This is a genomic window from Granulicatella elegans ATCC 700633, from assembly GCF_000162475.2.
Taxonomy (GTDB): domain Bacteria; phylum Bacillota; class Bacilli; order Lactobacillales; family Aerococcaceae; genus Granulicatella; species Granulicatella elegans.
The window spans coordinates 1,136,911-1,163,133 of sequence record NZ_KI391971.1; the positions used below are offsets into that span (position 1 = coordinate 1,136,911).

Sequence of the window (26,223 nt, forward strand, 5' to 3'; positions counted from 1 at the left end):
GAAGACCTTGTTCTCCTTTGTCACCTTTTGGTCCTTTGATGTTGCCTTCTTTTTCCCATGTTCCGTTATTTTTAACGAATACGTCTCCACTTTCAGTATTTACGTATTTATCTCCGTCTTTACCTTCTGTTGTTGGGTCTACTTTTCCGTTTAGTACATCTTTTCCATCTCGGCCGTCTCTTCCGTCACGTCCTGCAGCTCCGTCACGTCCATCACGACCTGGTAGACCTTGTGCTCCATCTTGTCCACGTTCACCTTGAAGACCTTGTTCACCTTTGTCTCCTTTTAATCCTTGTGGTCCTTGAGCTCCATCTTGCCCTTTATCACCTTTAAGTCCTTGAGGTCCTCTAATATTACCGATTTTCTTCCAGTTTTCGCCTTCTTTTTTGTAAACGTCTCCTGTAGTTGCATCAATGTAAGTATCACCATCTCTACCATCTTTAGCTGTTGGGGCATTAGGTCCACTTAATAATTCGGCACCGTTACGGCCATCTGTACCAGAAGCTCCATCTGCACCATTACGTCCATTTGTACCATTCAAGATATCACTTGTACCAATTAATTCATCCACATCTGGATCGTATTTACCGTTACCATTGTTATCAAAGTATGCTGTAATACGAGTACCATCTACTGGTTGTGATGCTGGTGCTGTAGATGGGGCATCTGCTAATGCTCTTCTTACTCTTCCACTTCTTTGATTATTAATTCTTATTGCTGCTTCTGCTAAGGCATTTAAGTCAATAGTTGGTGTACGTCCATCTTTCCCGTCTTTTACATTAACGGTTACAGGCTCTTCTCCTGGAACAGTAAATGTAATGTCAGTACTACGTCCATCTTTTCCACGAGCAGTTGTAACTTTAGGTGTAGCTCCCTTGTCACCTTTCTCACCTTTTGCACCATCCGCAATAACAACTTCTTTTAATTTTTTATCAGAAGCATCTAATTCATTATTTCCATTTTCATCATAATAGAATACGACCGTTGTAGTTTTAGCTTCCTCATTTCTATTTGTAGCAACTAATGGTGATTTACCATCGAATCCATCTTTAACAATTGTGTTTGTAATGTTTCCTCTACCATCATTAATTGTAATTGTATGAGTTCCATCTGATTTATTATCTTTAACTGTAACTGTTGGTGTTACGCCATCTCTACCTGCCTCACCTTTGTCACCTTTTTCTCCGCGTTCACCTTGGCGTCCTTGTGCACCATCTCTAATAACTGTTGATACATCAGCTTGTCCTGGAGTATGAACTGTTAAAGTATGTGTACCATTTTTACCTTCTGTGATTGTTACAGTTGGTGTAGAACCATTTTGACCATTTACTCCATCTTGTACAAATGTAGACTGAGGAGTTCCATTTACTGGCGTTACTGTAATTAACACTCCATTTTTTCCGTTTTGTACAGTTCTAGTTGCAGTAATTGTAGGAGATTGACCATCACGACCATTTACTCCATCCGTAATTGTTGCTAATGGATGAGTTGGATCTAATGGCTGACCAGGTTGAGCTGGATTTTCAACATATAATTTTGTTTTATTTCCATTTTTTACAGCAACTAAAGATTTTCCATCTTGTCCGCGTTCACCTTGGTCCCCTTTTTCACCTTTCGCTCCTTGTGCTCCGGTTAATCCGCGTTCACCACGGTCTCCTTTTTCACCTTTCGCTCCTTGTGCTCCAGTTAAACCACGTTCACCTTGGTCTCCTTTTTCACCTTTCGCCCCTTGTGCTCCAGTTAATCCGCGTTCACCTTGGTCTCCTTTTTCACCTTTCGCTCCTTGTGCTCCAGTTAAACCACGTTCACCTCGGTCCCCTTTTTCACCTTTCGCTCCTTGTGCTCCGGTTAATCCACGTTCACCTTGTTGTCCACGGTCACCCTTTTCACCTTTCGCTCCATCTTTAATATCGATGTTTTGAATTAATTCATCTACACCTTCATTGTAGATATTGTTTCCATCTTTATCTAAATAGAATGTTAAATGGTTTGTATCTCCAACTTTATTTTGATCAACACGTGGTTTTACAACTTCTGGTTTTTCAACTAAGTCTTTTGCAACACCAATTTGTACAATACGTGGTTTCGCTTCTTTTGTAATACTATTACTAATAGGTAATCCTAAAACTGTTTCTTCTCCAAATTTATGAACCTTATAAGTTTTTTGGCGTTCACCGTTAACTCCATCTTTAACAACTTTTGTTTCGCCTTCAGCTAATTTAGTTGTTGGAAGATAAATAGTTTGGAAATCAATTATTTCTTTAAATGTTTTTGTTCCTGCTGCATTCCCCCCTGGGTTTGCATCTAAATATAGTGGACGTTCTTTAAAGTAGTAGTTTGAATTACTATATGGGTCATTAATAGTAGCTTCACTACCTCCACCTTGGTTTACGTTAAATGTAGTTGGTTGTAACTTAAATGTTAAATCTGCATTTGGTCTGCTAATAGGTAAGAAAAATCTTACAGTTTGATCTCTATTTGTATCTACAGAACTAGCTAATGTATAACCAGAATGAGACATAAAGTTTTCACCCTTGACGATACTTGGGTTTCCAGTAGTTCCTGATACACCTCGTAATTGTGGAGTTCCAAAACCATTACCTGTGTGAAGGATGAAATTATTTCTTACAAATTCTCTAGTATTTCCTGGAGCTGTATAGTTAATTGAAACATCTAACCCGCCATTAGTTCTTGTTGTTGTTACATTATAATGAATAGGTGTATTTAAACGTGCTGTACCTTCTCCTATAAATTTATGAGTTCCTTTACTTACATCAGTCGGTTCAATTGCATCTTCTAATCTTAAACGCTCATTTTTATCATGATTTATTGTTCCAGCACTTGCTGCTACGGTATTAGTAGGTGTTGCTGCTGAATGATTTACTGGTTGACTTGGCGCTGGGCGGCTTGGTCCAGGTCTTCTAGCAGCACGAAATCCACTTTGTCCAGATTCAGTAGTTACAGCTTCCCTTGTAGAAGCTTCTCTTGTTTCAGGAGTAGTAGTTGTTACTACAGCCGCTTTTTCTTCTTTTGGAGTTGCAGCAACTGTTTCAACTTTTGCTTCTCTTGTTGAGCCTGTAGTTGTCGGAGTTTCTGTTACTTCTTTCTTTTCTTCCACTTTTGTTTCTTTTGGAGTTGATGTAACTACTTCTTCTTTTGTAGATTTTGTTACAGTCGCTTTCTTTTCTACTGCTTCTTTACTGAGTGCCTGTTTGGATGTAGGTAAAACGTTTGCATCAGTTTGCGCAGGAATTTGTGGTGCTGTAATTTCTGCAGCTTGTGCACTAATCCCTGTTAAAAAGAAAAATCCTGATAATACCGCTACGCTGGCTACCCCCATACTGTATTTACGAATACTGTACCTTGTATAACCTTCACGGGTATTTTCTTCAATATTCCATTTAGCTTTTCTTGCTTTAGACATATCTTTATCCTCCTGTATTTTCCAATGTTAAATTTATATTTCGAAATTATTAAAATTATTTAAGATTTATTTCTTGTTCGTTAAATCACGATACGGACGAATTATATCTCTCAAATTCTTATTATTCAATACCTTTTCCTGTTTGTATTTCTTCATTCAAAGGGAAAAAATTACGATTATTAACTTTTTTCCCCTTGAGTGAAATAATCATGTAATTTATTTGTAATAATTCTAGTAATATTCTCATAAAGTTAATAAAATTTTACAATTAATACAACCGTTTGCTATATTGATTTTATAAGGATTTTCTTTACTTTTAAAACGAGTTATATTATCATAAATCTAACAAGTCATAACGAAAAGGAGTTGCTATGAGAAATTTACTTTCCTCTAAAGAAAAAAGGCAATTAGAGTTTATGGAATATTTAATTGATTCAAAAAAATGGACTCATTTATATATATTAGCCGAAAAATTTGACTGTACAGAACGAATTTTAAAACAAGATATTGCTGAATTAAGGGAAGCTTTTCCGAATATTGATATTCAAACTTCAACAAATGGTGTTAAAGCTTATTTTTCAAAAGAAAATAGTATTGAGGATATTTATAAGCACTTTTTTGTAAACTCACAAAATTTTTCTCTATTAGAATATATATTCTTTCACGAAGGAGAAACTATTAATGACATTAGTAATGCATTTTATACTACTCCTGCTAATCTATACCGAATTGTCAATAAAATGGTTAAAGATATTGAACCTAAATTTAAATTTAATATTCAGTTAACCCCCGTTTCTATTACAGGAAATGAAGTGGATATTCGTTATTTTTATGCTCAATATTTTTCTGAAAGATATAATTTTTTAGAATGGCCTTTTACTGATTTTAATGAGGAAGATTTGGATGAATTCGCAAAATATTTTTATACTCCGACAAATTATCCAATGGGCTTTGCAATATTTCATATGTATAAATGGATGGTCATGATTGGAATTTATCGTGTGAAAAATAAACATTTTGTTCCAATTCCAGATAACTTCTTTGATGAAGTATTTCCTCCATTTGCACAATTACCAGATATTGAAGAAAAATTAGTGTACTTCTCTGAGAAATTTCAAATAAGTATGACACCAGAAGTATTAGCACAAATTTTTATTTCATTTATTCAAGATACTATCTTCTTAAGTCCTGAAGAGTTTTATGCTTCACTAGAAGAAGACGAATATGCAAAGAACTCATGCCGATTATTAGATGAAATGTTATTGAAACTTGAATTCAAACTAAATATTCATTTCAACAATCGAAATGATTTAATTTGGTATATGCATAATACAGTTCACTTAGAGCGACAAGAAACATTTACCGATCCTCTTCTGTTTAACCAAAAGCAAAGAACAATGAATAATTTTCAAAAACATTTTTCATCCGCTTTTGAAATTGTAAAATCCGAAATTATGAATTATCTAAAATTAATGAATCGTACCCATACTCCGGAGCATATTCATCATTTAATATATACTCTATTTACCCACGGAGAAGATATGGCGATTCAATTATTAATGAATCGTCCAAAAATTAAAGTTTTAGTAATTAGTAATTTTGACCATGCTCATCCTATTACATTAATGAGAGTTCTATCTTATTATTGTAATGACCGATTCATCTTTGAAAATTGGACTGATGTCGATCTTTCAAGTGATATTTTAAATAAAACTGATTATGATATTATTGTTGCAAATTTCTATATCGATGGATTAAAGAAAGAATTTATTTGCCATAATAATTTAACGATAATGGAATTAGTGAACTATTTAAATACAATTTCTGATTCATTTTAAAATAAAAAACTCGCCAGAATAACTGACGAGTTTTTTTACTATAGTGGAAATACTACTACACCAATAATCTTTTTATCGAAATTATGCAATTCTTGTAATTTTTTCTCAAAATCAACATAGCGACTCTTCCCAAATTCTTCTACGAATAGGTAAGTATCAAATTGACAAATTCTTTCAAAATTAGATGCTTCTACATATTCGATGTTTACATCTTGAATTTTTTGCTCCCATTGTTTTGCAATAGCTTTACTTGAAGTAACTACTGCAAATTCTCCAAGGTTTTCTTTTTTATAACGAATTAACTGACGTAACACTTCTGCATTTTCAATTTCATATACTTGTTTAATATCGTATTTTTTGAAATCTCCAACACGGTTCATTGTTGGATTAAATAAATACCAAACAAAGTTCATAAAGATAACAATAAATCCTGCTAATACAAAAACAACTACCATTCTTAATACTAATTGTTTTACATTGAAGTTTGAAACTGTTGTTTCACTTCCACCAACTTCTTGGGAATTAACAGTATTTAATTTTTGAATCGTCACGTCTTTAAATACATCTTTATAACTGTTCATTAATGCATCCACTTTTTTCTCAATTAACTGATTTAAAGTTGGACTTGTTGTTAATACTTTAACAGAAACACCTGTATAATCCCCTAAAGAACTAACAATGATTTTCTTTTCCCAGAAATCTATATCTGAATTTCTTAATTGAGTTGCATTGCTGGCAATTTCTCCGGCATATTTTGCTACTTCTTGATCTGTTGAATCATTGAATAAATAAGCACCATTCATATTTGAACTAATTAATTTAGAATAAAAATAACTAAACTGGTCATTCTTTGTATTGGATTCTGTTTTAAATTCTTTTTCTGGTGCATTAATTTTATAAATAATATAGCTTGAGTAACTTGTATTATTTTTTACGACTGATTTTGAAGTAATAGCTTTATAGCTCATAGGTAAAGCCATTAAAACAAATAATACAAAAACTGCAATGACATTCCATTTTTTCTTTTTCTTTAAATTAGCTAATAAATCAGCTAATGAATAATTTTCAAACATGTATATAACCATCCTTTGCTAATGTTGTATGATAAATTGGTTTCTTCATTGAATAGGACATTAAGAAAATCACTATTACAACTGTCCAAAATTGCATTGTAAACAAACTAAAGAAACTCTCTGAGAAACTACTTCTTGCCATAAAAAATAGATTTCCAAGGACTAGTAATGACACAGTAAAACCAAGAAGATTTTTACGATAAGCTGAATTTAGTAACGCGATAAAAATAAACCCTAAAATACAACTCGTTATAAATAAGCCAACAAAACCATAATCGGTGTAAACTTCCATCATATAACTACTTCCGATACCATGCCCATCTAAATATTGTTGTTTTAATACTAAATACGAAATATTATGAGCATAACTATTACTTTCTAAAGCTAATTCAATACTATTTGTCGTTGTTTTAAAAGCTGTAGTTCCTAATAAATTCATCCCAATACTACCTCGATAAAAATAATCCATAATAGGACCAAATGTAAAGTTTCTCATTTCTCGAATTGGTAAACTACTTCGATATAAATATCCTCTAGCTAAAACTCCAAAACTAGTTCCTTGTTTGTAAATAAAATCGACTAATAAAGCAAAGATACTATCAAACTTTAATTTCGCTCCATCTCGAATATAGTTCATCGCCCCCATGGCAAGCATTAAGACTGGTGTTCCAATTCCTAATGCAATTTTTTCTCTACGTCCAAGCCAAACTTCTTTTTTATCAGAATAATGGCGCATAAAGAAATAAACAAAGGCAAATAATAAACTTAATATAAATGGATTTCTTGTACCAATGACTAAATGAATCAAATTAGCTGCAACATATAATCCAAGCATAAATATGGATGTTTTTTTTGAAGGTTTCGTTGCCAAATAAACACATAATGCATAGAACATAAAAGCTGATAATAAATAAGTAAAGTATGGTAATTTACTTGTGAAATTCGCATAATATCCATAGTAAGTAGTTTGTAATCTAAAGATTAAACGTTCCACTAATCTTAATACATAAAATGGATATGTTAACCAAAATACTGCTAAAGAAACTCTTCGAACTTGTAAAATTAATCGAGCATAAGAATTTTCATCAACAGGCTTTTCTTTCTTTCGACTAAAATATCTGACACCTATGATTCCACCCAACCATAATCCTAGCAAGGATACTAAAATGATATTAAAAGTGAATACATAAGCATCTTGTTGATACGTGTCAAAACTTCCAATTCTTAAATAATCAATTAATGGCCTTGAAAATAAAAATACAAAAATTGTCATATAAAACAAGATATGAATTAATTGATATTTTAAGTTATGAAAACTAAATAATGTATGTGCAATAAAAACTATTACAACGGTATATAATAAAGTTTCTAAATGATTATTGTTTAAATAAATCAAATAAAAAACAATCGCTAACCCATAGCAGAAAGTTGTAAGTACTGCATGAAGTTTTCTTAAAGAATCCGGCATCTATCTAACTCCTTTCTTCTTTAGATAATTGAAATAACTCCTCTATTTGTTGCAGTTGTTTTTCAATTGTAAATTGTTGGATAAATTCTGAATATTGTTCAGAAATTCTTTTTTCTCCAGTAATATAATTTTTAAGGGCATCGATGGCTTCTTGATTAGAATCGATGACTTCTCCAAATTGTCCTTCATTCGATAATTCTAAAGCTCCTCCAACATTTGTAGAAACAAATGGAATTCCTAAAGTCACTGCTTCAACAACAGCTCCTGAAAATCCTTCTTGTTTTGATAAGGATAACAAAACTTTAGCTTGCTTTAAAATGGAATAAGGATTTTTTTGATAGCCTAAGAAATGAACCTTATTTTGTAATTGAAGACGTTCTACTTCTCCTTTTAAGAAGCTCTCTTGTTCTCCACTACCAATATAGTATAAATGAATATCAGATAATTCTTGTTGTAATTTGGTAAAGACTTCTAGTACACGATCCGTCCCTTTTAACTCTTCTAAACGACCTATGACACAAATACTATTCTTTTCCAGGGTAACTGGGCTAACTTCTTCTGCTTTTTCAAGAAGAGAAGTAAAATCATACCCATTATAAATCGTTTGAATTTTATCGCTAAACATTGGATAAACTGTTTCAATCGATTCTCTTGTTTTTTTAGAAATTGCAATAATTTTATCTGCATGGCTCAATTGTTCAAAATGATTTTTACGATAGTGAGCCTGATTTTCTTCTAAAAATGCTTCAATACTCCCATGAATCCAAGCAAATTTTTTAACTTCTGCTCTCTTAGAAAAAGGGAATGCAGGATTCATAATCGTAAAGGAAACTTCAATATCATAGTCATCTTTGATTAGCCATTTTCTTACTAAATGTGGAAAATAAATTCTTAGACGCCATAAAATGGTTTCCATTAATCGTCCATATTTTCTTTTCTTATAAGGCTTTAAAATTCTAACTCCTTCAGGAACTGCTTCATACCCTTTATCAAAATGTTCCATTTCTAAAATATCAATTTGATATTTCTCTAAATCCAAATTGGAAACAATTGTTGATAAAATTTTTTCAGCTCCTCCTCCTAATGAGAAAGACCATAAAAAGAAAAGTACTTTTTTCTTATTTTCCATAATATTCACCTTTATAATGTGTATAGCTTTTCTCTAAATCGATGAGTACCGCATCATGATGAGCAACCTGTTTTTCTACTGGTGGTGGAGTCATATAATCCCCAAAAGCAGTTTTTAAATAAGCATCATATCCAATTGGAATTGGTAATTCCGTTTCTTCAAAAGGAAGCCACAATGCATCCTCAAAACTTGAAATTGGATACTTCTTCTTCATATAGTATGGCCCAGAACACAGTTCAGTAATGCCATCACTTTCTTCTTTTGTATATTTCGTCATTTCAGCTTCTGCTTTTTTCCATATTTTATAACGCAATTTTTTTGAAGGAACAAGTGCTAATAAAGCTTGACTTCCCCACTTCATAATTCCACCATGTTTTTCTGGAATGGTTTGCGCACAAAATAGTGAATAGACTAAAGCAGCTATCACTTGTTTTTTTCGTGATAGCCCATTAGCTGGATAATAATCCAATGGAAGGACATCTAAGGCTAATCCATGTGGAATATCCAAATCTTGTTGATAAGGTTTGATACATGTTGTTTGTGTATCTCTTATTGTAATAAATAAATTACGGTCGATATAATTTTCATTACTTTTTGAAAGTTGATAACGACTATCTGCCTTTTGTGGCCAAAGCTGTGCTAATTTTTCATAATCTTTTCTTGGCATAAAGAAATCTAAATCATCATCCCAAGGAATAAATCCTTTATGTCGTAGAGTCCCAATTGCTCCTCCACCACATAAGTAGCAAAGTAAATCATTTTCCTTACAAAATTGAACGAAATACTCTGCCATTTCTAAACACTTCGCTTGAAGTGGTTCCATGATTTCACCTCATTATTAAATATCCCATTTCGCAACTGTCTTAAATGGTGTAACAGTATCTTCTTCAAAGAAATGATAAATGTCTTGGATATCTTGAATTTTATTTGATTCATGAATAATTAAATTCAATCTTGAATGTACTTGAGGACGTTCCATCATTTGAACAGCCCCTTCAAAATCTTCACGACCTGATCGTGAACTACCAACCCAAGTTAATCCTTTTTCTAAAATATCTCGTGTATTTAATGGGACTTCAAATTCACTAACTCCCATCATAACGACTGCCCCTTGTGGTTTGATATGTTTAATAATATCTCGATAAGCTTCTTGAGTTCCCGTTCCACCAACGCATTCAAAAGCATGATCAAACGTGAAATCATCTTCAATTTCGCTCACATCATAGACTTCATCTGCAAAAGAGAATAAACGTAATTTATCATGATTTTTTCCAACAACAATAATCGTCGAGTTAGGGAATTTTTCTTTTGCAAGTGTCGCAACAACATATGCTAAACTTCCAGAACCCCATACCACAATACGATCTCTTTTTGAATGTGCTACTTGTTTCATTCTTGTAATTCCATGAATCCCAACAGAAACAAATTCTGTAATCGCAGCCACTTTTGATGGAATTGTTTCATATTTAACCACACGATTTTTAGGAATTGTGACAAATTCTCTCATAAATCCATCATGTCCACTTGAACGGAAATATCCGCCAGTTACATAATTTTCATAAAATTCTGTTCCCTCTTCAAATTCTTTTGGAGGTTGATTTGGAATCATGACTACTTTATCTCCTGGTTTATACGTTCCAGAAGCATCACTCACAACAATTCCACAACATTCGTGAATTAACGCCATCGGCAATTTCTTTTGCAAAATTTTAGGTGGTCGTGTTCCTTGGAAATAACGTTGGTCTGCATGACATAGTGCAATATAATTTGGTCTAACAACTACTGTATCTTCTTGCTCCATTTCAACGTCTTCATATTTCACAGAAAAATAATGCGGACGAATTAATTGATAAACTCGATTAATCACTTAGATCTCTCCCAACATCGCTTCAGCAATTTTTAAATCCGTTACTGTGGTAATTTTAATATTTGAATATTCCCCTTGAACTAATCCAACAGGAGTATTATTTAATACAAACACTTTACAAGCATCTGTTAAAATTTGTTTGACATCTTCTTCCATTGATTCATAAATATTTATAAATGCTTGAATTTTAAATGTTTGTGGTGTTTGTCCTTGATACATATGTGTACGATTTGGAATAGATGAAATAACTTTTCCATCTACAGACTCAACAATTGTATCATTTGCAAGAACGACTGTATCTGCTACATCGTACTCTTTCATTGCAGCAATATTTTCTTGAATCATTCGATATGAAACAAATGGTCGAACTGCATCATGAGTAATTAAAATATCATCTGTCGTTTCATCAGATTTTTCTTGGATATCATTAATAATATTCATAATACTATCGTTTCTATCTTTTCCACCTGAAACAACACGAATTTTTTCTTTTTGTGTTGGAACATATTTATGAATTAAATCTTCAAAATATGTCATCCAATTTGGATGAACTGCTACATATACGACATCAATATCTGGAACAAATAGGAATTTCTCAACGGTATGCATAATAATTGGTTTTTTTCCTAATGTTAAAAACTGTTTAGGCATATCTTGAATACCCATACGAGTTCCTGTTCCACCAGCTAGTATTCCAGCGTAAATCATTCGACTTCCTTCTTTCTATGGTGTAGTTAAATATAATAAGTTTTCTCTTTGTTGTAACAATGGATAAGTTGTTACTGGTTTTTGACCCAAATATGAACGAATTAAGTTTGATTTTTCTAATAACTCTTCATCCGTTGCATAAGAATAGTAAATTTGTTCTCCAATTGAATTCGTTAATAATAATGAACGTTCTTCAATAAATGCTTGTTCTAAATGCTCAAAAGATGGTCCATAAGTATTTTTCAAAGCCATAAGTCTTCCTATCGGAATATCAGTTTTAACATTGTTTCTTACAGCACTCATAATTTTTTCAAAATTTTTAATGGAACTAAAGGACATCAATTTATTCACTAATTGTTCAATGACTATTCTTTGACGTTTTTGGCGACCATAATCTCCCTCTGGATCATCATAACGCATTCTTGCAAAACGCAATGCACTTTCTCCGTCTAATAATTCTGTTTTACCTTCTACAAATGAACGTTCTTCATAAGTAAAAGTTAGTGGACTTGTTACTTCAATTCCTCCGACTGCGTCAACAAATTCCATTAAACCAGCCATATTAATTTCCATATAAAAATCAATGCTTGTATCAAATAATTTTTCTACAGAATTAATCGCCATTTTAGCTTGTCCAAATGCATAAGCATGATTGATTTTATCATACGTATTCATTCCTACAATTTCTGTATAAGTATCACGTGGAATACTTAATAATTGTGCTTTTTTCTCACTTGGATTAGCTGTTAATAAAAGCATTGTATCGCTACGTCCATCTTCCGCTGGTCGACCATATGCCCCATTATCAATACCTAATAATAAAATATTAATGGGTTTAGCATTCTCAATAATCTCATTTGCTTCTTCTTCAGTACGATTCCCAACATCTTGAGTAATTTGATGAATCGTATTATGAAATAAATTTAGTTTATCTGCAAAAATTATTGAACCGCCAACTATTAATGCTGTGATGAATATGAAAATAAATAATAATTTACCTTTTTTCTTTTTTTGTCTTCTTTTGGAACGAAGACCAAAATCATGATGTTCTACCATTTTCTTTCCTCAAATTCTTTATAGATTCTGCTTATTGATTATTTGTACCATTGCCTTCTGTTTGAGCAGGTCTTGGTGCAATTGTGGTATTACTTGGTGCAGGAGCAAGCTCTACTGAACTTGGTTGAGTTCGAGTAGGTGCTACAGTCGTTGGTTGACTTGGTTGCACAGGTTGATTCGATTGAGTATTTCTTGTAGTTTCAACTTTGTTATCATCGACTCTTTGAACTGATGAAGTTGTTGTAGTTGATTGTGACGGAGTCACTGGAGCTACTGGAGCCACTGGAGCTACTGGAGCTATCGGTTGAGTATTTTCTACCGGTGGCACATATGCTGGTTCTACATACTCATCTGTTATTTCTTCTTGATAAAATGATGGATTTGTTGGTTGATGATTTTCAACATTTGGTACTGTTTGTGTTTCTTTTGTTTCAATATGTTTTAAAGTATCTACTTTTTCTAATTCAAGATTTTCACGTAATACATTTGAAATACGGATTTTTTCCTCTTCCGGAACTACAAAATAATAAATACCACCTATCATTGTACCAGAACCGCTAATCGTATCCGTTTCAAAATTTTGTAATGCTTTTGGATAATTATTTTTTACAGATAATAATTTTTCTATTGTAAAATTCGTTCGAACAGAATTTTCTAATGTTTTCAAAATTTCTTCATAACGAGTTACAGAAGAAATGTTTAAAAGTTTCTCTACTAATTTTTGAATCACATATTGTTGACGTTTTTGACGTCCCATATCTCCTTCTGGATCATCATAACGCATTCTTGCATATCTTAAAGCTGCTTCTCCGTCTACATGTCGGAATTCTCCTTCAGTAAAGGATTCTCCTTCATAAGTAAATGTTAAAATTGGAGTAATATCTAATCCTCCAACTGCATCCACTAATCCCATTAAACCGCCCATATCAACTGTTACATAATAGTCGATAGGGATATTTAACATGTTTTGAACACTGTTAATAGACATCGATTCTTGACCAAATGCATATGCATGATTAATTTTATCATTTGTTCCATAACCGATAATTTCTGTATAGGAATCACGAGGAATACTTATAATTGTAGTTTTTCCTAATTTTTCATTAACCGTTACGACTAACATTGTATCACTACGGCCTACTTCTGTTCCTCTTCCATATGCCCCATTATCAATTCCTAATAATAGTACTGAAAAACTATCATTATCTTTTATTTGTTTATCTCGTAAATTTACAGTTTCTACTTTTTGATGAATGCTATTTTCAGTTTTAGCTAATCTAGCTCGAATATAAGCCCCTGTTACCGTAATTAAAGTTGCTGCTAATACAATAAAAAATATTGTCCATTTTCTTCTTTTATTTTTTTGAATTTTCTGATGAATATGATTTTCTAATCTGCTCAAACTGTTCAACCTCTCTTTTATCTATAATCAATTTATTATACCATAATTCCTCTTAATCTTGAGGAGAGATTTACTACTTTTTAATAATTTTACAGTTCATTATTTTCAAAATAAGTTTTCTTCCACCAAAATCCTTCAATCCAGCCACGAATAGTTCCAATTCCATAAGAGATATGGACAGAAATTATCATGAATGGAATCAATAATCGAGTGATATGAAATGGATGTGTCATGATTTCAAATACTGATAATCCAATAATCGCTAGTAAATAGATACTCACTAATAGGAAAAATGGTAACGCGGAGATACCTGAAATTAAAATCGTTGCTAATAACGTACTTACAAAAATTCCAGGTACAAAATGGAATAAAGATAAACATTCACGGCAAACATGACTTGTCAATCCAATCCAATAACCATTTCCATATTTTTGTTTTAACATTTTTGAGTAAGTTGGACGTATATATTGGAAAGATTCAATCGAAGTATCATACCAAATTTTAAATCCATTTTTACGAATACGATAATGAAACTCATTATCTTCCGTACGAACTAATTTTTCGTCAAAATATCCAACCTTTTCAATTACTTCTTTATGATACATACCTTGGAATACAGAATCGACATATCGACTCTCATCACCTTTACGATAATTAGCGATGCTACTACCTAATGCAGATTCTTCTACAATATGTAATGTTTTTGCTAACTCATCATCTGTTTCAACAATCGTTGGTCTTCTTCCCCCACAAACTCTTTCTCCTCTTTCAATCACATCTACATTATTTTCAATAAAATCTTCTGGAATATGAGAATGAGCATCAATTTTTAAATAACAATCTCCATCGGAATGTTTAAACCCTAAATTTAAACCTGTATTTAATGTTTTCTTTGGATTATCAAAAATCTTAATTGCATAAAATTCATGTTGATACTTTTCTTGAAATTCATTCATTAAATTTCTTGTTCGGTCTGTTGACATCGCATTAATTAAAACAATTTCAATTTGTTTATGTGGATAAGTTTGATGTACTAAACTTTCAAAAATTGCTGGTAAATAATTTTCTTCGTTATAAGCGCTAATTGATACTGAAACTAACATAATTTCTCCTTAATCTTTGTTTATGAAAAGAAGGCTGGAGCATTGTCCAGCCTTCTCTATTTTATTTCTTTTTATTCGCAATATCAATCAATTCATCGTGTAATTCTTGTTCTGAATAATCTTCAAATTTTTCAATAAAGTCATAAACACGATCAATTTTTGAATTGTCTGCAATTCCAATATGAATTTTAGGGAAGATTTGTTTTGGATTAATTTCTCCCTCGTTCAATAACTCTTCATACATTTTTTCACCAGGACGTAAACCAGTAAATTTAATTTCAATATCATCTTCACTGTAACCTGATAGACGGATTAGATTTTTCGCTAAATCAACAATACGAACTGGTTTACCCATATCTAATACGAAAATTTCTCCTCCACGTGCTAGAGAGCCAGCCTGAATTACTAATTGTGCTGCTTCTGGAATCGTCATAAAGTAACGAACGATATCTGGATGAGTTACTGTAATTGGACCACCTTTAGCAATTTGTTTCTTAAATAACGGAATTACAGAACCTCTTGATCCTAATACATTCCCGAAACGTACGGCTACATATTTCGTTGAATCACTTTTTGTTGCCATATCTTGAACAATCATTTCACATAAACGTTTTGTTGCACCCATAATATTCGGCGGGTTAACAGCCTTATCCGTTGAAATCATTACAAAAGTTTTTACTTTTGCATGATTCGCAGCTTCAGCAACATTACGAGTTCCTAAAATATTATTTTTTACTGCTTCTCTTGGATTAATTTCCATTAAAGGCACATGTTTATGTGCAGCAGCATGATACACAACATCTGGACGATATTTTTCCATCACTTCAAATATACGTTTTCTATCTTGAACATCAGCAATAACAGGCGTAATTCTAAAATGTTCTGCATATTTTCCAAGTAATTCCATATTTAATTGATAAATACTATTTTCTCCATGTCCTAAAATAATTAATTCTTTTGGACGGAATGAAGAAACTTGTCTACAAATTTCAGAACCGATTGAGCCACCTGCCCCAGTTACTAAAATACGTTTTCCACGTAATTGTTTTTCAATTAATGTTTGATCCAATTCGACTGGATCTCGTCCTAGTAAATCTTCGATTTCAACATTTCTTAATTGTTGTACATGTAAGTTTCCTGACATGACTTCATCGATATTTGGAAGAATCACGCATTCTGCTCCAGTTTTACGAGCAACATCATATACTTCGTTTAATTTTTTATTTGGTAACGAAGGCATTGCAATTACAACTTTTGTAATTCCCATCTGTTGAACAATTTTTTCAATATCTTTTGTCGTTCCTAAAATTCGAACCCCATAAATATCTTTTCTTTGTTTTTCTTGATCATCATCAACAAAAGCTACAGGCATCATTCTCATTTTTGGATGCATTAACATTTGACGTACTAATAATGTTCCTGCTGCTCCTGCCCCAACGATTAAAGTTGGTTTCGCATTTTCCATAACAACACTATCTACAAAGTACTCTCTAAAAATACGCATCGATAGTCGAACGCCACCTACTGCACAAACAAGTAATAGCCATAACACGACTACAAATTGCCAAGTTACTAATGTTTTAAACCAAACAATTCCTGCAATGGTTGAAACAATAACTGCAGCACTGACACATTTTACAACAGTAATAACTTCATAAACACTCGCATATTCCCAATCTCTCCAATATAAATTTAAGAAATAGGAAAATACATAATAAGCTGCTAGAGATAATAATGCTGTAACTGTTAAGGCATGAATGTTACGAATAAGCCCTTCTGTTACAAGTCTAAAACTTAAAAATACAGAACCTAATACGATGATTGAGTCTAATACGAATAGTAATAAAATTTTTAATCGATTATTCATCTACACTTCTCCTTACTCCATCATTAAGCTTCTAATACTTCTTGAACGACTTCTTTATAGTTTTGAATAATATATTGAATATCTTCGTCCATTAGTAAAGTGTGTAATGGTAAGGTCACTTCATTTTCAAAATAACGATAAGCTTGAGGATAATCTTTAATATCGAATCCTAAATTTTTATAGGCTGTTAATAATGGTAATGGTTTATAGTGCACATTACATGAAATACCACGCTCTGCCATTTTTTCAATAATCAAACCTCTTTGTTCGTAAGAAGCCCCATTTACTCTTGTAATATATAAATGTCTTGAAGATTCATAATGATCTGTTTGATGTGGTAACACTTGGATAAGTTCAGATTTTAACCCAGCATCTAATTGGTTTACGATTTCTTTTCTACGATTTAAAATCCCTTCATAGCGTTCTAATTGAGCTAAACCAATGGCTGCCATAATATCTGCCATATTACATTTGTACCCTGGAATTTCAATATCATATTCCCATGAACCTGGTTTTGTCTTCGCTAAGGCATCTTTTGTTTGTCCATGTAAGGAATAAATTTGGAAAGCTCGATAAATTTCTTCATCATTTAATCCGTTCTTAGGATTCCAAGTAATACAACCACCTTCAGCAGTTGTTAAATTTTTAACTGCATGGAATGAATAAGAAGCAAAGTCAGCCACTTGAGCAACTGATAATCCATTAATTGTTGTTCCCATCGCATGAGCTGAATCTGAAACTACAATAATTCGATTAAAGTGAGCTTGCAAGGCATTATTTGCTGAAAATAAATCTTTTTTCTTTTCTACTACTTCAAAAATACGAGTATAATCGCAAGGAACTCCACCTAATTCAACAGGAATAATCACTTTAGTCGCTGGTGTTATCGCTTGTTCTAATAAATCATAATTCATTTCATAGTGGTTTTCTTGAATATCTACTAATACTGGAGTTGCTCCAACATGTTCGATTACACTACATGAAGCTGTATAAGTATAGGCAGGAACGATAACTTCGTCTCCTTCACCAATTCCTAATACTCGTAAAGCTAATTCCAATGCAGCTGTTGCTGAATTTAAACAAACTGTTTTATCCGTTCCTAAATAAGCTGCTAATTGTCTTTCAAACTCTTTTGTTTTTGGTCCAGTTGTAAGCCAACCAGATTTAAGCACTTCTGTTACTAATTCAATTTCTCGATTGCTAATATCTGGTGGTGAAAATGGAATATTTCTAATCATGTCTCTTAACCTCCGATTGTTTATTTACTATTTTAAAACAGCAAATACAGTTTGAAGCATTACTTTTATATCTTGAGCAACACTTACTTCTTCAATATAATCAATATTATATTGCATTTTTTCTGGAAGGATCTTTTGGATATACGCTTCATCAGCTGTTAATCCTTGCTCCATCCATTTAGAAATTTTATCTGCTTCATTTCTAAACTCAATACTTGATTTTGAAGTGATTCCTGCTGGTAACAATAATGTAACCATCATTTCTTCAGAATAGGCATCTACGTATTTCTGTACTTCAGGACGAGTTCCTACAAAACTCATATCTCCAATTAACACATTAATCAATTGTGGTACTTCATCTAAACGGAAACTTCTAATCTTTTTCCCGATTTTTGTAATTCTTGAATCATTATCCTGAGTTACTAATGGTCCCATTTTATCGGCATTCATTACCATTGTACGGAATTTAAAAATTCTAAATACTCTTCCATATGTCGTAATTCGTTGCTGTCGATAAAAGATAGGCCCACCATCTTCTAGTTTAATACAAATACTTAAAACTAGAAATACTGGTGATAGTATGACTAAAAGAATTAATGACAAACAGATGTCAAAAAGACGTTTGAAAAACAACGTCGCTTTTTTCTTTTGCAATACTTCCTCTGCTTTTAAAGTATAATGATTTCTCATAAACTCTGGCATTTGATGTTCTGTTTTCATATCTACTCCTCTCATGCCTAATAAACCTTCATCATTATAGCACAAATTCGACCACTGGAATAGCTTTCCCACAGTTTTTTAATAAAACAAGGGATATTTTCTGATTTTTTCTTTATATTTTTTGACAATATTCCTTTTGTTTTCCTTAATTGCAACAAAAAAGACTTTTCATATAGTCATAGAGTTAAACTATGCTAGATTAGAAAAGTCCTTTTTATTTTATTTTTATAAATGCTGAATTAAATTCTTCCAAATTTCTTTTGCTAATAACTGTTTAGAAACTTTCGGCAATAAAATTTCTTCACCTGTTTTTGATAGAATGGTTACTTGATGCATATCGGCACCAAAACCAATTGATTGATCTGAAACATCATTTGCAATAATAAAATCTGCATTCTTCTTAACAAGCTTTTGTTTGGCAAACTCAATGACTTGATGCGTTTCTGCTGCAAATCCGATTACCGTTTGCCCTTCTTTTTTCAAACTTCCTAATTGTTTTAAAATATCTGGATTTTTTACTAGAGTTAAAGTAATTTCATCTTCATCATCTATTTTTTTTATTTTTTGAGTTGCTGGTTCTTTTACTCGATAATCTGATACCGCCGCCACCATAATAGCAATATCTACTGATGAAAAATGATTCAATACTTTTTCTTGCATGCCTCTAGCAGATTCCACATACTCAATTTTCACTCCTTTAGGAACAGGTAAAGCGGTTGTCGCAGAAATTAAAATAACTTCTGCTCCTTTTTTAACAGCATCTTCTGCTAATGCATACCCCATTTTCCCGGAAGAATCATTCGAAATATAGCGAACTGGATCAATTCTTTCTTTCGTTCCACCTGCTGTAATTAAAACTTTTTTCCCTAATAATGGCTGTTCTTCTTGCTCAAACAAATTCAATTCTTTGATTTGTTGAAGCACTTCCTCAGGTTCAGGTAATCTTCCTTTTCCTGAATATCCTTCTGCTAAGAAACCCACAGCTGGTTCAATGAAATGAACACCTTCTTTTTGTAATTGGGTACAATTTCTTACTGTAGCTGGATTTTCCCACATATGTTCATTCATAGCAGGAACAATCACTTTAGGAGCTGTTGTTGCAAGTAATGCACTTGTCACAAAATTATCAGCAATTCCATTTGCCATCTTTGCAATTGTATTAGCTGTAGCCGGAATCACAATCGCTAATTCACTCCAGTCTGCAAAATGAATATGTTGAACAACTGATGGATCATTTTCATCAAAAGTGTCCACCATTACTTTTTCTTTCGTTAATACTTGAAACGTCAAAGGTGAAACAAATTGACAAGCTGATTGAGTCATTGCAACTTTTACTTGTGCACCTTCTTTTATTAATAATCTTACAAATAAAAGAGCTTTATATGCTGCAATTCCTCCTGTAACATACACGGCTACTTTCTTTTGATTAAGCATTTTTCATTCTCCGTTTTTCCATTAATTTTAAAAGAACTCCACCCACAACTGGTACAATAATAGCAGAAGCAATAGCTTCCGGAACACCATTTGTTCCAACAATCGTCATTAAAAATACTGGTAATTCTCCAAGAGTTTTTTGTAATTTTTCAGCATATTGATTTCCTATAAGGAAATAAATTAAAGATAATACTAGAGTTGTGTTTAATAAGCTTCCAAAAGCTCCTACAATACTCATTCTCAAATGACTAGATGAAATAACTTTTTGTAAGGCTACGAAAAGTAGTCCGGAAAGTAATCCAACTAGTGCACGAGGAACAATTGCAATTAAAGGATTTGTAAACACTAATAAACTAATGGCACTTCCTGAAGTAAATGCTCGAATAAAAGAGCATACACCCCAAACCGTTCCTAGTAATAATCCCGTTTGCCATCCCATTATACAAGCACCAATAATCACTGTAATATGAATAATCGTAATATCAATGACGAGTAATGGTAAATTCCCTAAAAACGGAATAAAACTTTGTAAAATAATAATTGAAATTAAAATGGCTGTGAAAACCAATTGAAAAATTTTATTTTTTTTCATATAAACACCCCTATTAAGACATTTTCCCTCATTATACTCTTTGAAAATCTATCATGCAATGACAAAATCATTTATCTAAAGTTATTCGCTAAACACCCTTTATCCCTCAAATATTCTAAATAGATACTTCCTATATGATTAATCTATTTGTTTTCAAAATATGCTCGTACTTTTGGAGTTACCTCACGTCCAAATAATTCAATTGCTTTTAAAATATCTTCATGTTGCATAGACCCTAATGGTAAATGTAACATAAAACGGTCTAGCCCCAACACTTCAATCATTTTAATTAATTTATTAGCTACTGTATCAGGGCTACCAACTACCATTGCTCCTTCTGGGCTAACACTTGATAAATATTGTTCAAATGTTAATGGTTGCCAAAATGGACGGTCTTTTGAAATTGCATCGACAACTTGTTTCGTTGGATGGAAATATTTTTGAATCGCTTCTTCATCTGTTTCAGCAATAAATCCCCATGAATGAGATGCTACTTTTAATTGTTTTTCAGAGTACCCGGATGCAATTCCAATTTTTTTATAATAATTTATTAATCCTTTAAAATTCTCATACTTTCCACCAATAATGGCATATGCAATCGGCAATCCTTTTTGTGCAATCTTAACGGTAGATTCTGCATTTCCACCAGTTGCTACCCAAATCGGAAAATCTTCTTGGACAGCACGTGGATATACTCCTTTATGATTAACTGTTTGAGTCAACTTCCCTTTCCAATCTAATATTTCTTCTTCCTTAATTTTTTCAAGCATCTCCAATTTTTCATCAAATAATTCTTCATAGTTGGATAAACTATAACCAAACAGTGGGAATGATTCTGTAAAAGAGCCACGTCCTACCATTATTTCACTTCGTCCATTTGAAATGGCATCAATAGTTGCAAATTGTTGATACACTCGTATTGGATCAGTAGAAGATAATACTGTTACTGCTGAACTTAATTTAATATTCTTTGTAACAGCTGCTCCTGCTGCTAATATTATTTCCGGCGCAGAAACCGCAAAATCTTTACGATGATGCTCGCCAATCGCATAAATATCCAAACCTACTTCATCTGCTAATTTCATCTCTTCTATTAATTCACGAATGCGTTCATCATGTGTAGGAGTAATGCCTGTTTCTTCAATTTTAGTTGTTTCACCAAAAGTACTAATTCCTAATTCAATCATGATACTTCTCCTTTAATCTTTAATATCAAAATAATTGTCTCAAATTTAAGAATCTTAGTCGATTATTTTGCTTATCGACATATACATCGTTAGAAACAAAAAAAGAGTGAGATTTCTCTCACTCTAAATCATTTCAAATTATAGTTTTGAAACTGCTTCTTCAACTAATGCTTCAACTTCTTGTACTGTTGCACATTCATTGATGGCTTTATCTGCTAATGCTTTCATATCTTCTAATGTTAATTTAGAAATTAAGCTACGTGTTTTTAATACGCTTGATGCAGACATTGAGAACTCATCTAAGCCTAAACCAACAAGTAATGGTACAGCTGTTTGATCTCCAGCCATTTCTCCACACATTCCAGCCCATTTACCTTCTTTATGAGCTGAATCAATAACATGTTTAATTAATGTTAAGATTGATGGATTATATGGTTGGTATAAGTATGAAACGCGTTCGTTCATACGGTCAGCAGCCATTGTATATTGGATTAAGTCATTTGTTCCAATACTGAAGAAATCAACTTCTTTTGCAAATTGATGTGCTAATACTGCTGCTGCAGGAATTTCAATCATAATCCCTACTTGAATGTCATCGCTAACTGCAACACCTTCTGCAACTAATTTAGCTTTTTCTTCTAATAATAATGCTTTTGCTCCACGGAAATCGTTTAATGTCGCAATCATTGGGAACATGATACGTAATTTACCGTAAACTGATGCACGTAATAATGCACGTAATTGTGTACGGAACATTTCAGGTTCATTTAATGAAATACGAATCGCACGGTATCCTAAGAATGGATTCATTTCGTGTGGTAATGGTAAATATGGTAATTCTTTATCCCCACCGATGTCCATTGTACGAACAACAACAGGTTTACCATTCATGCCTTCTAATACTGCTTTATAAGCCTCAAATTGATCTTCTTCAGTTGGCATATCATGAGAATCCATGTATAAGAATTCTGTACGGTATAAACCAACACCTTCAGCACCATTATGGATTACTCCTTCTAAATCTTTTGGAGTTCCAATATTTGCTGCTAATTCAACTTGATGACCATCTTTTGTAAATGTATCAGCATCTTTTAATTTTTCCCATTCAGCTTGTTGCGCTGCAAATGCTTCTGCTTTCGCACGGTATTCAGCAACTACATCTTCAGAAGGATTTAAGAATACATCTCCTGATAAACCGTCGATAATGATTAAATCACCATCTTTAGCTAATGATGTAATTTCTTTTGTACCTACAATTGCAGGGATTTCTAATGAACGAGCCATAATTGCTGAGTGAGAAGTACGTCCACCGATATCTGTTACGAACGCTTTAACATATTTACGATTTAATTGTGCTGTATCACTTGGAGTTAAATCTCCAGCAACAACTACTACTTCATCTTTGATTGTAGCTGGGCTAGGGATTTTAACACCTAATAAATTCGCTAAAATACGTTTTGAAACGTCACGAATATCAGCTGCACGTTCTTGCATGTATGGATTATCTTCCATGCCAGCAAAAATGCTAATAAACATATCTGAAACTTCTTTCAAAGCATGTTCTGCATTAACTTTTTGAGAAGTAATCGCATCTTTTACTTGACCTACTAATTCAGGGTCACTTAAAACCATTAAGTGAGCTTCAAATACTTGAGCTTCTTCTTCTCCTAAATTTTTTAATGCTGTTTCTTTAATTAATTCAATCTCTTTAGTCGATACTACTAAAGCTTCTTCTAAACGAGAGATTTCTTTATCTGTGTCTTCTACACTAATTTTTGTAAAGCTTAAATCTGGCTCAGTTAATGTATAAACTTTTGCGATTGCAATGCCATCACTGGCTGCAATACCTTGTAAAGTTGGTTTCATATTACTCAGCTAATCCTTCTTTTTTAAGTGTTTCTTCGATTCCAGCAAGAGCTTCTGCTGCATCTTCACCATCAGCTGTAATAACTACGTCAGCACCTTGACCAACACCTAATGACATAACGCCCATAATTGATTTTAAGTTAACAGATTTACCTTTGTATTCTAATTGAATATCTGAAGCAAATTTGCTAGCTGTTTGAACTAATAATGTCGCTGGACGAGCGTGAATTCCTGTTTCTGCAATTACGTGATATTCTTTCTTTTCCATGAAAAAAACTCCTTTTAAATATAAAATTTTTTATTAAGGAATGTTCCCTCACTAGTATACCTAGCAAACGTATACACTCCTCTCATTAAGTTAGGTTACCATGTTTTTATGAATTTAACAACTATTTCTATCCATATTTTAATAATTTTTTTATCATCATTTACGATTTCATCTTCTAGATTATGTTTTTTCATTTTTTTGAACTTTAATAATGAATTTTTCAGAAAAAGAGAGTATAATAACAGAAAGAGATTACAGTAAAGGGTGTATGAAAATGAAGTTAATTGATATTACTAATAGTCACTTAAAACTTGTTAAAGAACAATTAGCCAATACGGATGCATTTTTTGTAAAAGTGTATTCACTAGGACAAACAACTGTTATTTATGAAGATGCTGCTACTCATAAAGATATCGTTATTCTCAACCGTAAGCGTCGTGTAAAAGAGAATGAAATTGAATTTGTTGTTCATCGTTTGCTTCATACTACTTGCGATGATTTAGATATTATTTATGCAGATAATTTTGTTGAAATTAGTATTCCAGTAGAGAAACCAAAAATAAACTTTTCTTAGAATGTTCTTAAGAACACCTGTACTGTTACGATTATAAATATTAAAAACGAGATTGAACTTTTTCAATCTCGTTTTTCTTTTTTAAGATAATTGATTTCTCCACTCTAATAATTTTTCCACATCTTCTTGGTGAATATATTCTGAATCCACTGCTTCTTTTACCAAAACAGGGTAATTGGTTAATGTAATATATTCCACTCCTGCTTGAGAAAAAGCTTCATGAGCTTTAGTTAACTCATAACTAAAAATTGCTACAACACCTAATACTTCAGCTCCTGCTTCTCTTAAAGCTTTTGCGACTTTTAAAGATGACAAACCTGTAGAAATTAAATCTTCAATAATAACTACTTTTTGTCCTTCTAATACTCTTCCTTCAATTTGATTGGTTTTCCCATGTTTTTTTGCAGAATCTCGAACATAAATCATCGGTAAATCTAACAATTCACTGACCCAAGCAGCATGAGGAATACCTGCTGTTGCAGTTCCAGCTATAACTTCTACTGCTGGATATTTTTCTTTTATAACTTCTACCATTCCTGCAGCAATTTCTCTACGAATACTTGGATAAGACATTGTAATTCGATTATCACAATAAATTGGTGATTTAATGCCTGATGTCCATGTAAAATAATCATTTGGTCTTAATGCTACAGCTTGAATAGCTAATAAGTCTTTGGCAAGTTTACCTTCTAATGTCATATTTTTCTCCTTTATTTTGTAAATTGTTCTTTAATAAAATGATATACTTCTACTGGCTTTTCTGCCTTTGTAATCGAACGACCTACAACAATATGCGTACTTCCTTCAACACTTGCAACTTTAGGAGTTGCCACACGTTTTTGATCACCTACTTCATCTGTTTCAAGTCGAATCCCAGGAGTCACTTTTAAGAAGTCTTCTCCACAATTTTCAGTAATTTTCCCTGCTTCCCAAACAGACGAAACAACTCCATCTAAACCTGCTTGTTTTGCTAACTTCGCATAATGAATCACACTTTTCTCTAAAGTAAGAGGGATACATTGATACTCTCTCATATCTTGTTCTGAAGTAGAAGTTAATTGAGTAATGGCAATAACATTTGTGTCAAAACTTCCACCATCTACCATCCCTTGTTTAGCTGCTTTCAACATTTCATAGCCACCTGCAGCATGTACGGTTAAAATATCCACATGAAACTGCGCCAATCCTTTTGCAGCCCCATAAACCGTATTAGGAATATCATGTAATTTTAAGTCCAAAAAAATTTTATGTCCTAATTTTTTTATTTGCTCAACAACTACTTGTCCATTTTGTAAATATAATTCTAAGCCAATTTTTACAAATAATTTCTCGTCTCCAAATTTTTCTAAAAATTCTAATGATTCCTCCACTGTTGGAAAATCTAATGCAACAATGACTTCTTTTTTCAT

At 32.5% G+C, this 26,223-nt stretch carries 22 protein-coding genes; 2 read left to right on the top strand and 20 right to left on the bottom strand.

All coding sequences use genetic code 11. The annotated features are described in order from the left end of the window. A partial coding sequence (locus HMPREF0446_RS05370; protein WP_020991387.1) for a collagen-flanked surface repeat-containing protein occupies positions 1 to 3,424 on the bottom strand: 3,424 nt, incomplete at its 3' end. A 371-nt stretch (positions 3,425 to 3,795) separates the two neighbouring features. On the opposite strand from HMPREF0446_RS05370, the gene HMPREF0446_RS05375 reads away from it, so the two are divergent. After that, positions 3,796 to 5,262: a M protein trans-acting positive regulator PRD domain-containing protein gene (locus tag HMPREF0446_RS05375; protein WP_006702411.1), complete on the top strand. Its 1,467-nt coding sequence runs from the start codon at positions 3,796 to 3,798 to the stop codon at positions 5,260 to 5,262. 38 nt (positions 5,263 to 5,300) lie between these two features. Here HMPREF0446_RS05375 and HMPREF0446_RS08620 read toward each other — a convergent pair whose 3' ends face one another. From HMPREF0446_RS08620 to HMPREF0446_RS05460, 17 genes are all read right to left on the bottom strand, one after another. Further along, positions 5,301 to 6,335, bottom strand: a complete 1,035-nt coding sequence (locus HMPREF0446_RS08620; protein WP_006702410.1) for a hypothetical protein — start codon at positions 6,333 to 6,335, stop codon at positions 5,301 to 5,303. Further along, complete coding sequence (locus tag HMPREF0446_RS05385; protein WP_006702409.1) at positions 6,328 to 7,803, bottom strand: O-antigen polysaccharide polymerase Wzy family protein; 1,476 nt, start codon at positions 7,801 to 7,803, stop codon at positions 6,328 to 6,330. The genes HMPREF0446_RS08620 and HMPREF0446_RS05385 overlap by 8 nt, the downstream gene beginning before the upstream one ends. A gap of 4 nt (positions 7,804 to 7,807) precedes the next feature. Further along, on the bottom strand, positions 7,808 to 8,932 hold the full coding sequence (locus tag HMPREF0446_RS05390; RefSeq protein WP_006702408.1) for a glycosyltransferase: 1,125 nt from the start codon (positions 8,930 to 8,932) through the stop codon (positions 7,808 to 7,810). After that, entirely contained in the window at positions 8,922 to 9,755 is an 834-nt protein-coding gene (locus HMPREF0446_RS05395) for a LicD family protein (protein WP_006702407.1), read from the bottom strand. Before HMPREF0446_RS05395 ends, HMPREF0446_RS05390 begins: the two co-directional genes overlap by 11 nt. Before the next feature lie 15 nt (positions 9,756 to 9,770). After that, positions 9,771 to 10,799: an alcohol dehydrogenase catalytic domain-containing protein gene (locus HMPREF0446_RS05400; RefSeq protein WP_006702406.1), complete on the bottom strand. Its 1,029-nt coding sequence runs from the start codon at positions 10,797 to 10,799 to the stop codon at positions 9,771 to 9,773. Next, entirely contained in the window at positions 10,800 to 11,507 is a 708-nt protein-coding gene (locus HMPREF0446_RS05405) for an IspD/TarI family cytidylyltransferase (RefSeq protein WP_006702405.1), read from the bottom strand. Positions 11,508 to 11,522: 15 nt separating this feature from the next. Then, entirely contained in the window at positions 11,523 to 12,563 is a 1,041-nt protein-coding gene (locus HMPREF0446_RS05410; protein ID WP_006702404.1) for an LCP family glycopolymer transferase, read from the bottom strand. 31 nt (positions 12,564 to 12,594) lie between these two features. Further along, positions 12,595 to 13,965: an LCP family glycopolymer transferase gene (locus HMPREF0446_RS08340; RefSeq protein WP_020991388.1), complete on the bottom strand. Its 1,371-nt coding sequence runs from the start codon at positions 13,963 to 13,965 to the stop codon at positions 12,595 to 12,597. Between the two features lie 89 nt (positions 13,966 to 14,054). Next, the gene (locus tag HMPREF0446_RS05420) at positions 14,055 to 15,068 is read right to left on the bottom strand and encodes a glycosyltransferase family 2 protein (protein WP_006702402.1); all 1,014 of its coding nucleotides are present in this window, start codon (positions 15,066 to 15,068) and stop codon (positions 14,055 to 14,057) included. Between the two features lie 61 nt (positions 15,069 to 15,129). Continuing rightward, a complete protein-coding gene (locus HMPREF0446_RS05425) occupies positions 15,130 to 16,935 on the bottom strand; it encodes a polysaccharide biosynthesis protein (RefSeq protein WP_006702401.1) in 1,806 nt (601 codons plus the stop codon). Positions 16,936 to 16,958: 23 nt separating this feature from the next. Further along, entirely contained in the window at positions 16,959 to 18,173 is a 1,215-nt protein-coding gene (locus HMPREF0446_RS05430) for a DegT/DnrJ/EryC1/StrS family aminotransferase (RefSeq protein ID WP_006702400.1), read from the bottom strand. A 27-nt stretch (positions 18,174 to 18,200) separates the two neighbouring features. Beyond that, positions 18,201 to 18,893 (bottom strand): sugar transferase, encoded by a 693-nt coding sequence (locus tag HMPREF0446_RS05435; protein ID WP_006702399.1) that lies wholly within the window; start codon positions 18,891 to 18,893, stop codon positions 18,201 to 18,203. A gap of 225 nt (positions 18,894 to 19,118) precedes the next feature. Next, positions 19,119 to 20,327, bottom strand: a complete 1,209-nt coding sequence (gene coaBC / locus HMPREF0446_RS05440) for a bifunctional phosphopantothenoylcysteine decarboxylase/phosphopantothenate--cysteine ligase CoaBC (protein WP_006702398.1) — start codon at positions 20,325 to 20,327, stop codon at positions 19,119 to 19,121. Beyond that, positions 20,320 to 20,919, bottom strand: a complete 600-nt coding sequence (locus HMPREF0446_RS05445) for an ECF transporter S component (RefSeq protein WP_006702397.1) — start codon at positions 20,917 to 20,919, stop codon at positions 20,320 to 20,322. The genes coaBC and HMPREF0446_RS05445 overlap by 8 nt, the downstream gene beginning before the upstream one ends. A 143-nt stretch (positions 20,920 to 21,062) precedes the next feature. Then, positions 21,063 to 22,106 carry an LLM class flavin-dependent oxidoreductase gene (locus HMPREF0446_RS05450; RefSeq protein ID WP_006702396.1) on the bottom strand — a complete coding sequence of 348 codons (1,044 nt, stop codon included), beginning with the start codon at positions 22,104 to 22,106 and terminating at the stop codon, positions 21,063 to 21,065. A 138-nt stretch (positions 22,107 to 22,244) separates the two neighbouring features. After that, positions 22,245 to 23,972, bottom strand: coding sequence for a phosphoenolpyruvate--protein phosphotransferase (gene ptsP, locus HMPREF0446_RS05455; RefSeq protein ID WP_006702395.1), 1,728 nt, complete (start codon positions 23,970 to 23,972; stop codon positions 22,245 to 22,247). 1 nt (position 23,973) lies between these two features. Beyond that, complete coding sequence (locus tag HMPREF0446_RS05460) at positions 23,974 to 24,240, bottom strand: phosphocarrier protein HPr (protein WP_006702394.1); 267 nt, start codon at positions 24,238 to 24,240, stop codon at positions 23,974 to 23,976. A 274-nt stretch (positions 24,241 to 24,514) separates the two neighbouring features. On the opposite strand from HMPREF0446_RS05460, the gene HMPREF0446_RS05465 reads away from it, so the two are divergent. Continuing rightward, entirely contained in the window at positions 24,515 to 24,814 is a 300-nt protein-coding gene (locus HMPREF0446_RS05465; RefSeq protein ID WP_006702393.1) for a DUF1827 family protein, read from the top strand. 81 nt (positions 24,815 to 24,895) lie between these two features. Here the strand turns inward: HMPREF0446_RS05465 and pyrE are convergent, their stop codons facing one another. Both pyrE and pyrF read right to left on the bottom strand, forming a co-directional pair. Then, positions 24,896 to 25,513, bottom strand: coding sequence for an orotate phosphoribosyltransferase (gene pyrE, locus HMPREF0446_RS05470; RefSeq protein ID WP_006702392.1), 618 nt, complete (start codon positions 25,511 to 25,513; stop codon positions 24,896 to 24,898). A gap of 11 nt (positions 25,514 to 25,524) precedes the next feature. After that, complete coding sequence (gene pyrF / locus HMPREF0446_RS05475) at positions 25,525 to 26,223, bottom strand: orotidine-5'-phosphate decarboxylase (RefSeq protein WP_006702391.1); 699 nt, start codon at positions 26,221 to 26,223, stop codon at positions 25,525 to 25,527.

Excerpts from the sequence above, each read along its gene's own strand:
- ptsP (WP_006702395.1), bottom strand. The coding sequence starts at position 23,972 with ATGAAACCAACTTTACAAGGTATTGCAGCCAGTGATGGCATTGCAATC.
- HMPREF0446_RS05420 (WP_006702402.1), bottom strand. The coding sequence starts at position 15,068 with ATGTTAGTTTCAGTATCAATTAGCGCTTATAACGAAGAAAATTATTTA.
- HMPREF0446_RS05390 (WP_006702408.1), bottom strand. The coding sequence starts at position 8,932 with ATGGAAAATAAGAAAAAAGTACTTTTCTTTTTATGGTCTTTCTCATTA.
- HMPREF0446_RS05430 (WP_006702400.1), bottom strand. The coding sequence starts at position 18,173 with ATGATTAGAAATATTCCATTTTCACCACCAGATATTAGCAATCGAGAA.
- HMPREF0446_RS05425 (WP_006702401.1), bottom strand. The coding sequence starts at position 16,935 with ATGAATAATCGATTAAAAATTTTATTACTATTCGTATTAGACTCAATC.
- HMPREF0446_RS08620 (WP_006702410.1), bottom strand. The coding sequence starts at position 6,335 with ATGTTTGAAAATTATTCATTAGCTGATTTATTAGCTAATTTAAAGAAA.
- HMPREF0446_RS05375 (WP_006702411.1), top strand. The coding sequence starts at position 3,796 with ATGAGAAATTTACTTTCCTCTAAAGAAAAAAGGCAATTAGAGTTTATG.
- HMPREF0446_RS05405 (WP_006702405.1), bottom strand. The coding sequence starts at position 11,507 with ATGATTTACGCTGGAATACTAGCTGGTGGAACAGGAACTCGTATGGGT.
- HMPREF0446_RS05410 (WP_006702404.1), bottom strand. The coding sequence starts at position 12,563 with ATGGTAGAACATCATGATTTTGGTCTTCGTTCCAAAAGAAGACAAAAA.
- HMPREF0446_RS05395 (WP_006702407.1), bottom strand. The coding sequence starts at position 9,755 with ATGGAACCACTTCAAGCGAAGTGTTTAGAAATGGCAGAGTATTTCGTT.
- HMPREF0446_RS05450 (WP_006702396.1), bottom strand. The coding sequence starts at position 22,106 with ATGATTGAATTAGGAATTAGTACTTTTGGTGAAACAACTAAAATTGAA.
- HMPREF0446_RS05445 (WP_006702397.1), bottom strand. The coding sequence starts at position 20,919 with ATGAAAAAAAATAAAATTTTTCAATTGGTTTTCACAGCCATTTTAATT.
- pyrE (WP_006702392.1), bottom strand. The coding sequence starts at position 25,513 with ATGACATTAGAAGGTAAACTTGCCAAAGACTTATTAGCTATTCAAGCT.
- HMPREF0446_RS05465 (WP_006702393.1), top strand. The coding sequence starts at position 24,515 with ATGAAGTTAATTGATATTACTAATAGTCACTTAAAACTTGTTAAAGAA.
- HMPREF0446_RS05385 (WP_006702409.1), bottom strand. The coding sequence starts at position 7,803 with ATGCCGGATTCTTTAAGAAAACTTCATGCAGTACTTACAACTTTCTGC.
- HMPREF0446_RS05435 (WP_006702399.1), bottom strand. The coding sequence starts at position 18,893 with ATGAAAACAGAACATCAAATGCCAGAGTTTATGAGAAATCATTATACT.
- HMPREF0446_RS05460 (WP_006702394.1), bottom strand. The coding sequence starts at position 24,240 with ATGGAAAAGAAAGAATATCACGTAATTGCAGAAACAGGAATTCACGCT.
- pyrF (WP_006702391.1), bottom strand. The coding sequence starts at position 26,223 with ATGAAAAAAGAAGTCATTGTTGCATTAGATTTTCCAACAGTGGAGGAA.
- coaBC (WP_006702398.1), bottom strand. The coding sequence starts at position 20,327 with ATGCTTAATCAAAAGAAAGTAGCCGTGTATGTTACAGGAGGAATTGCA.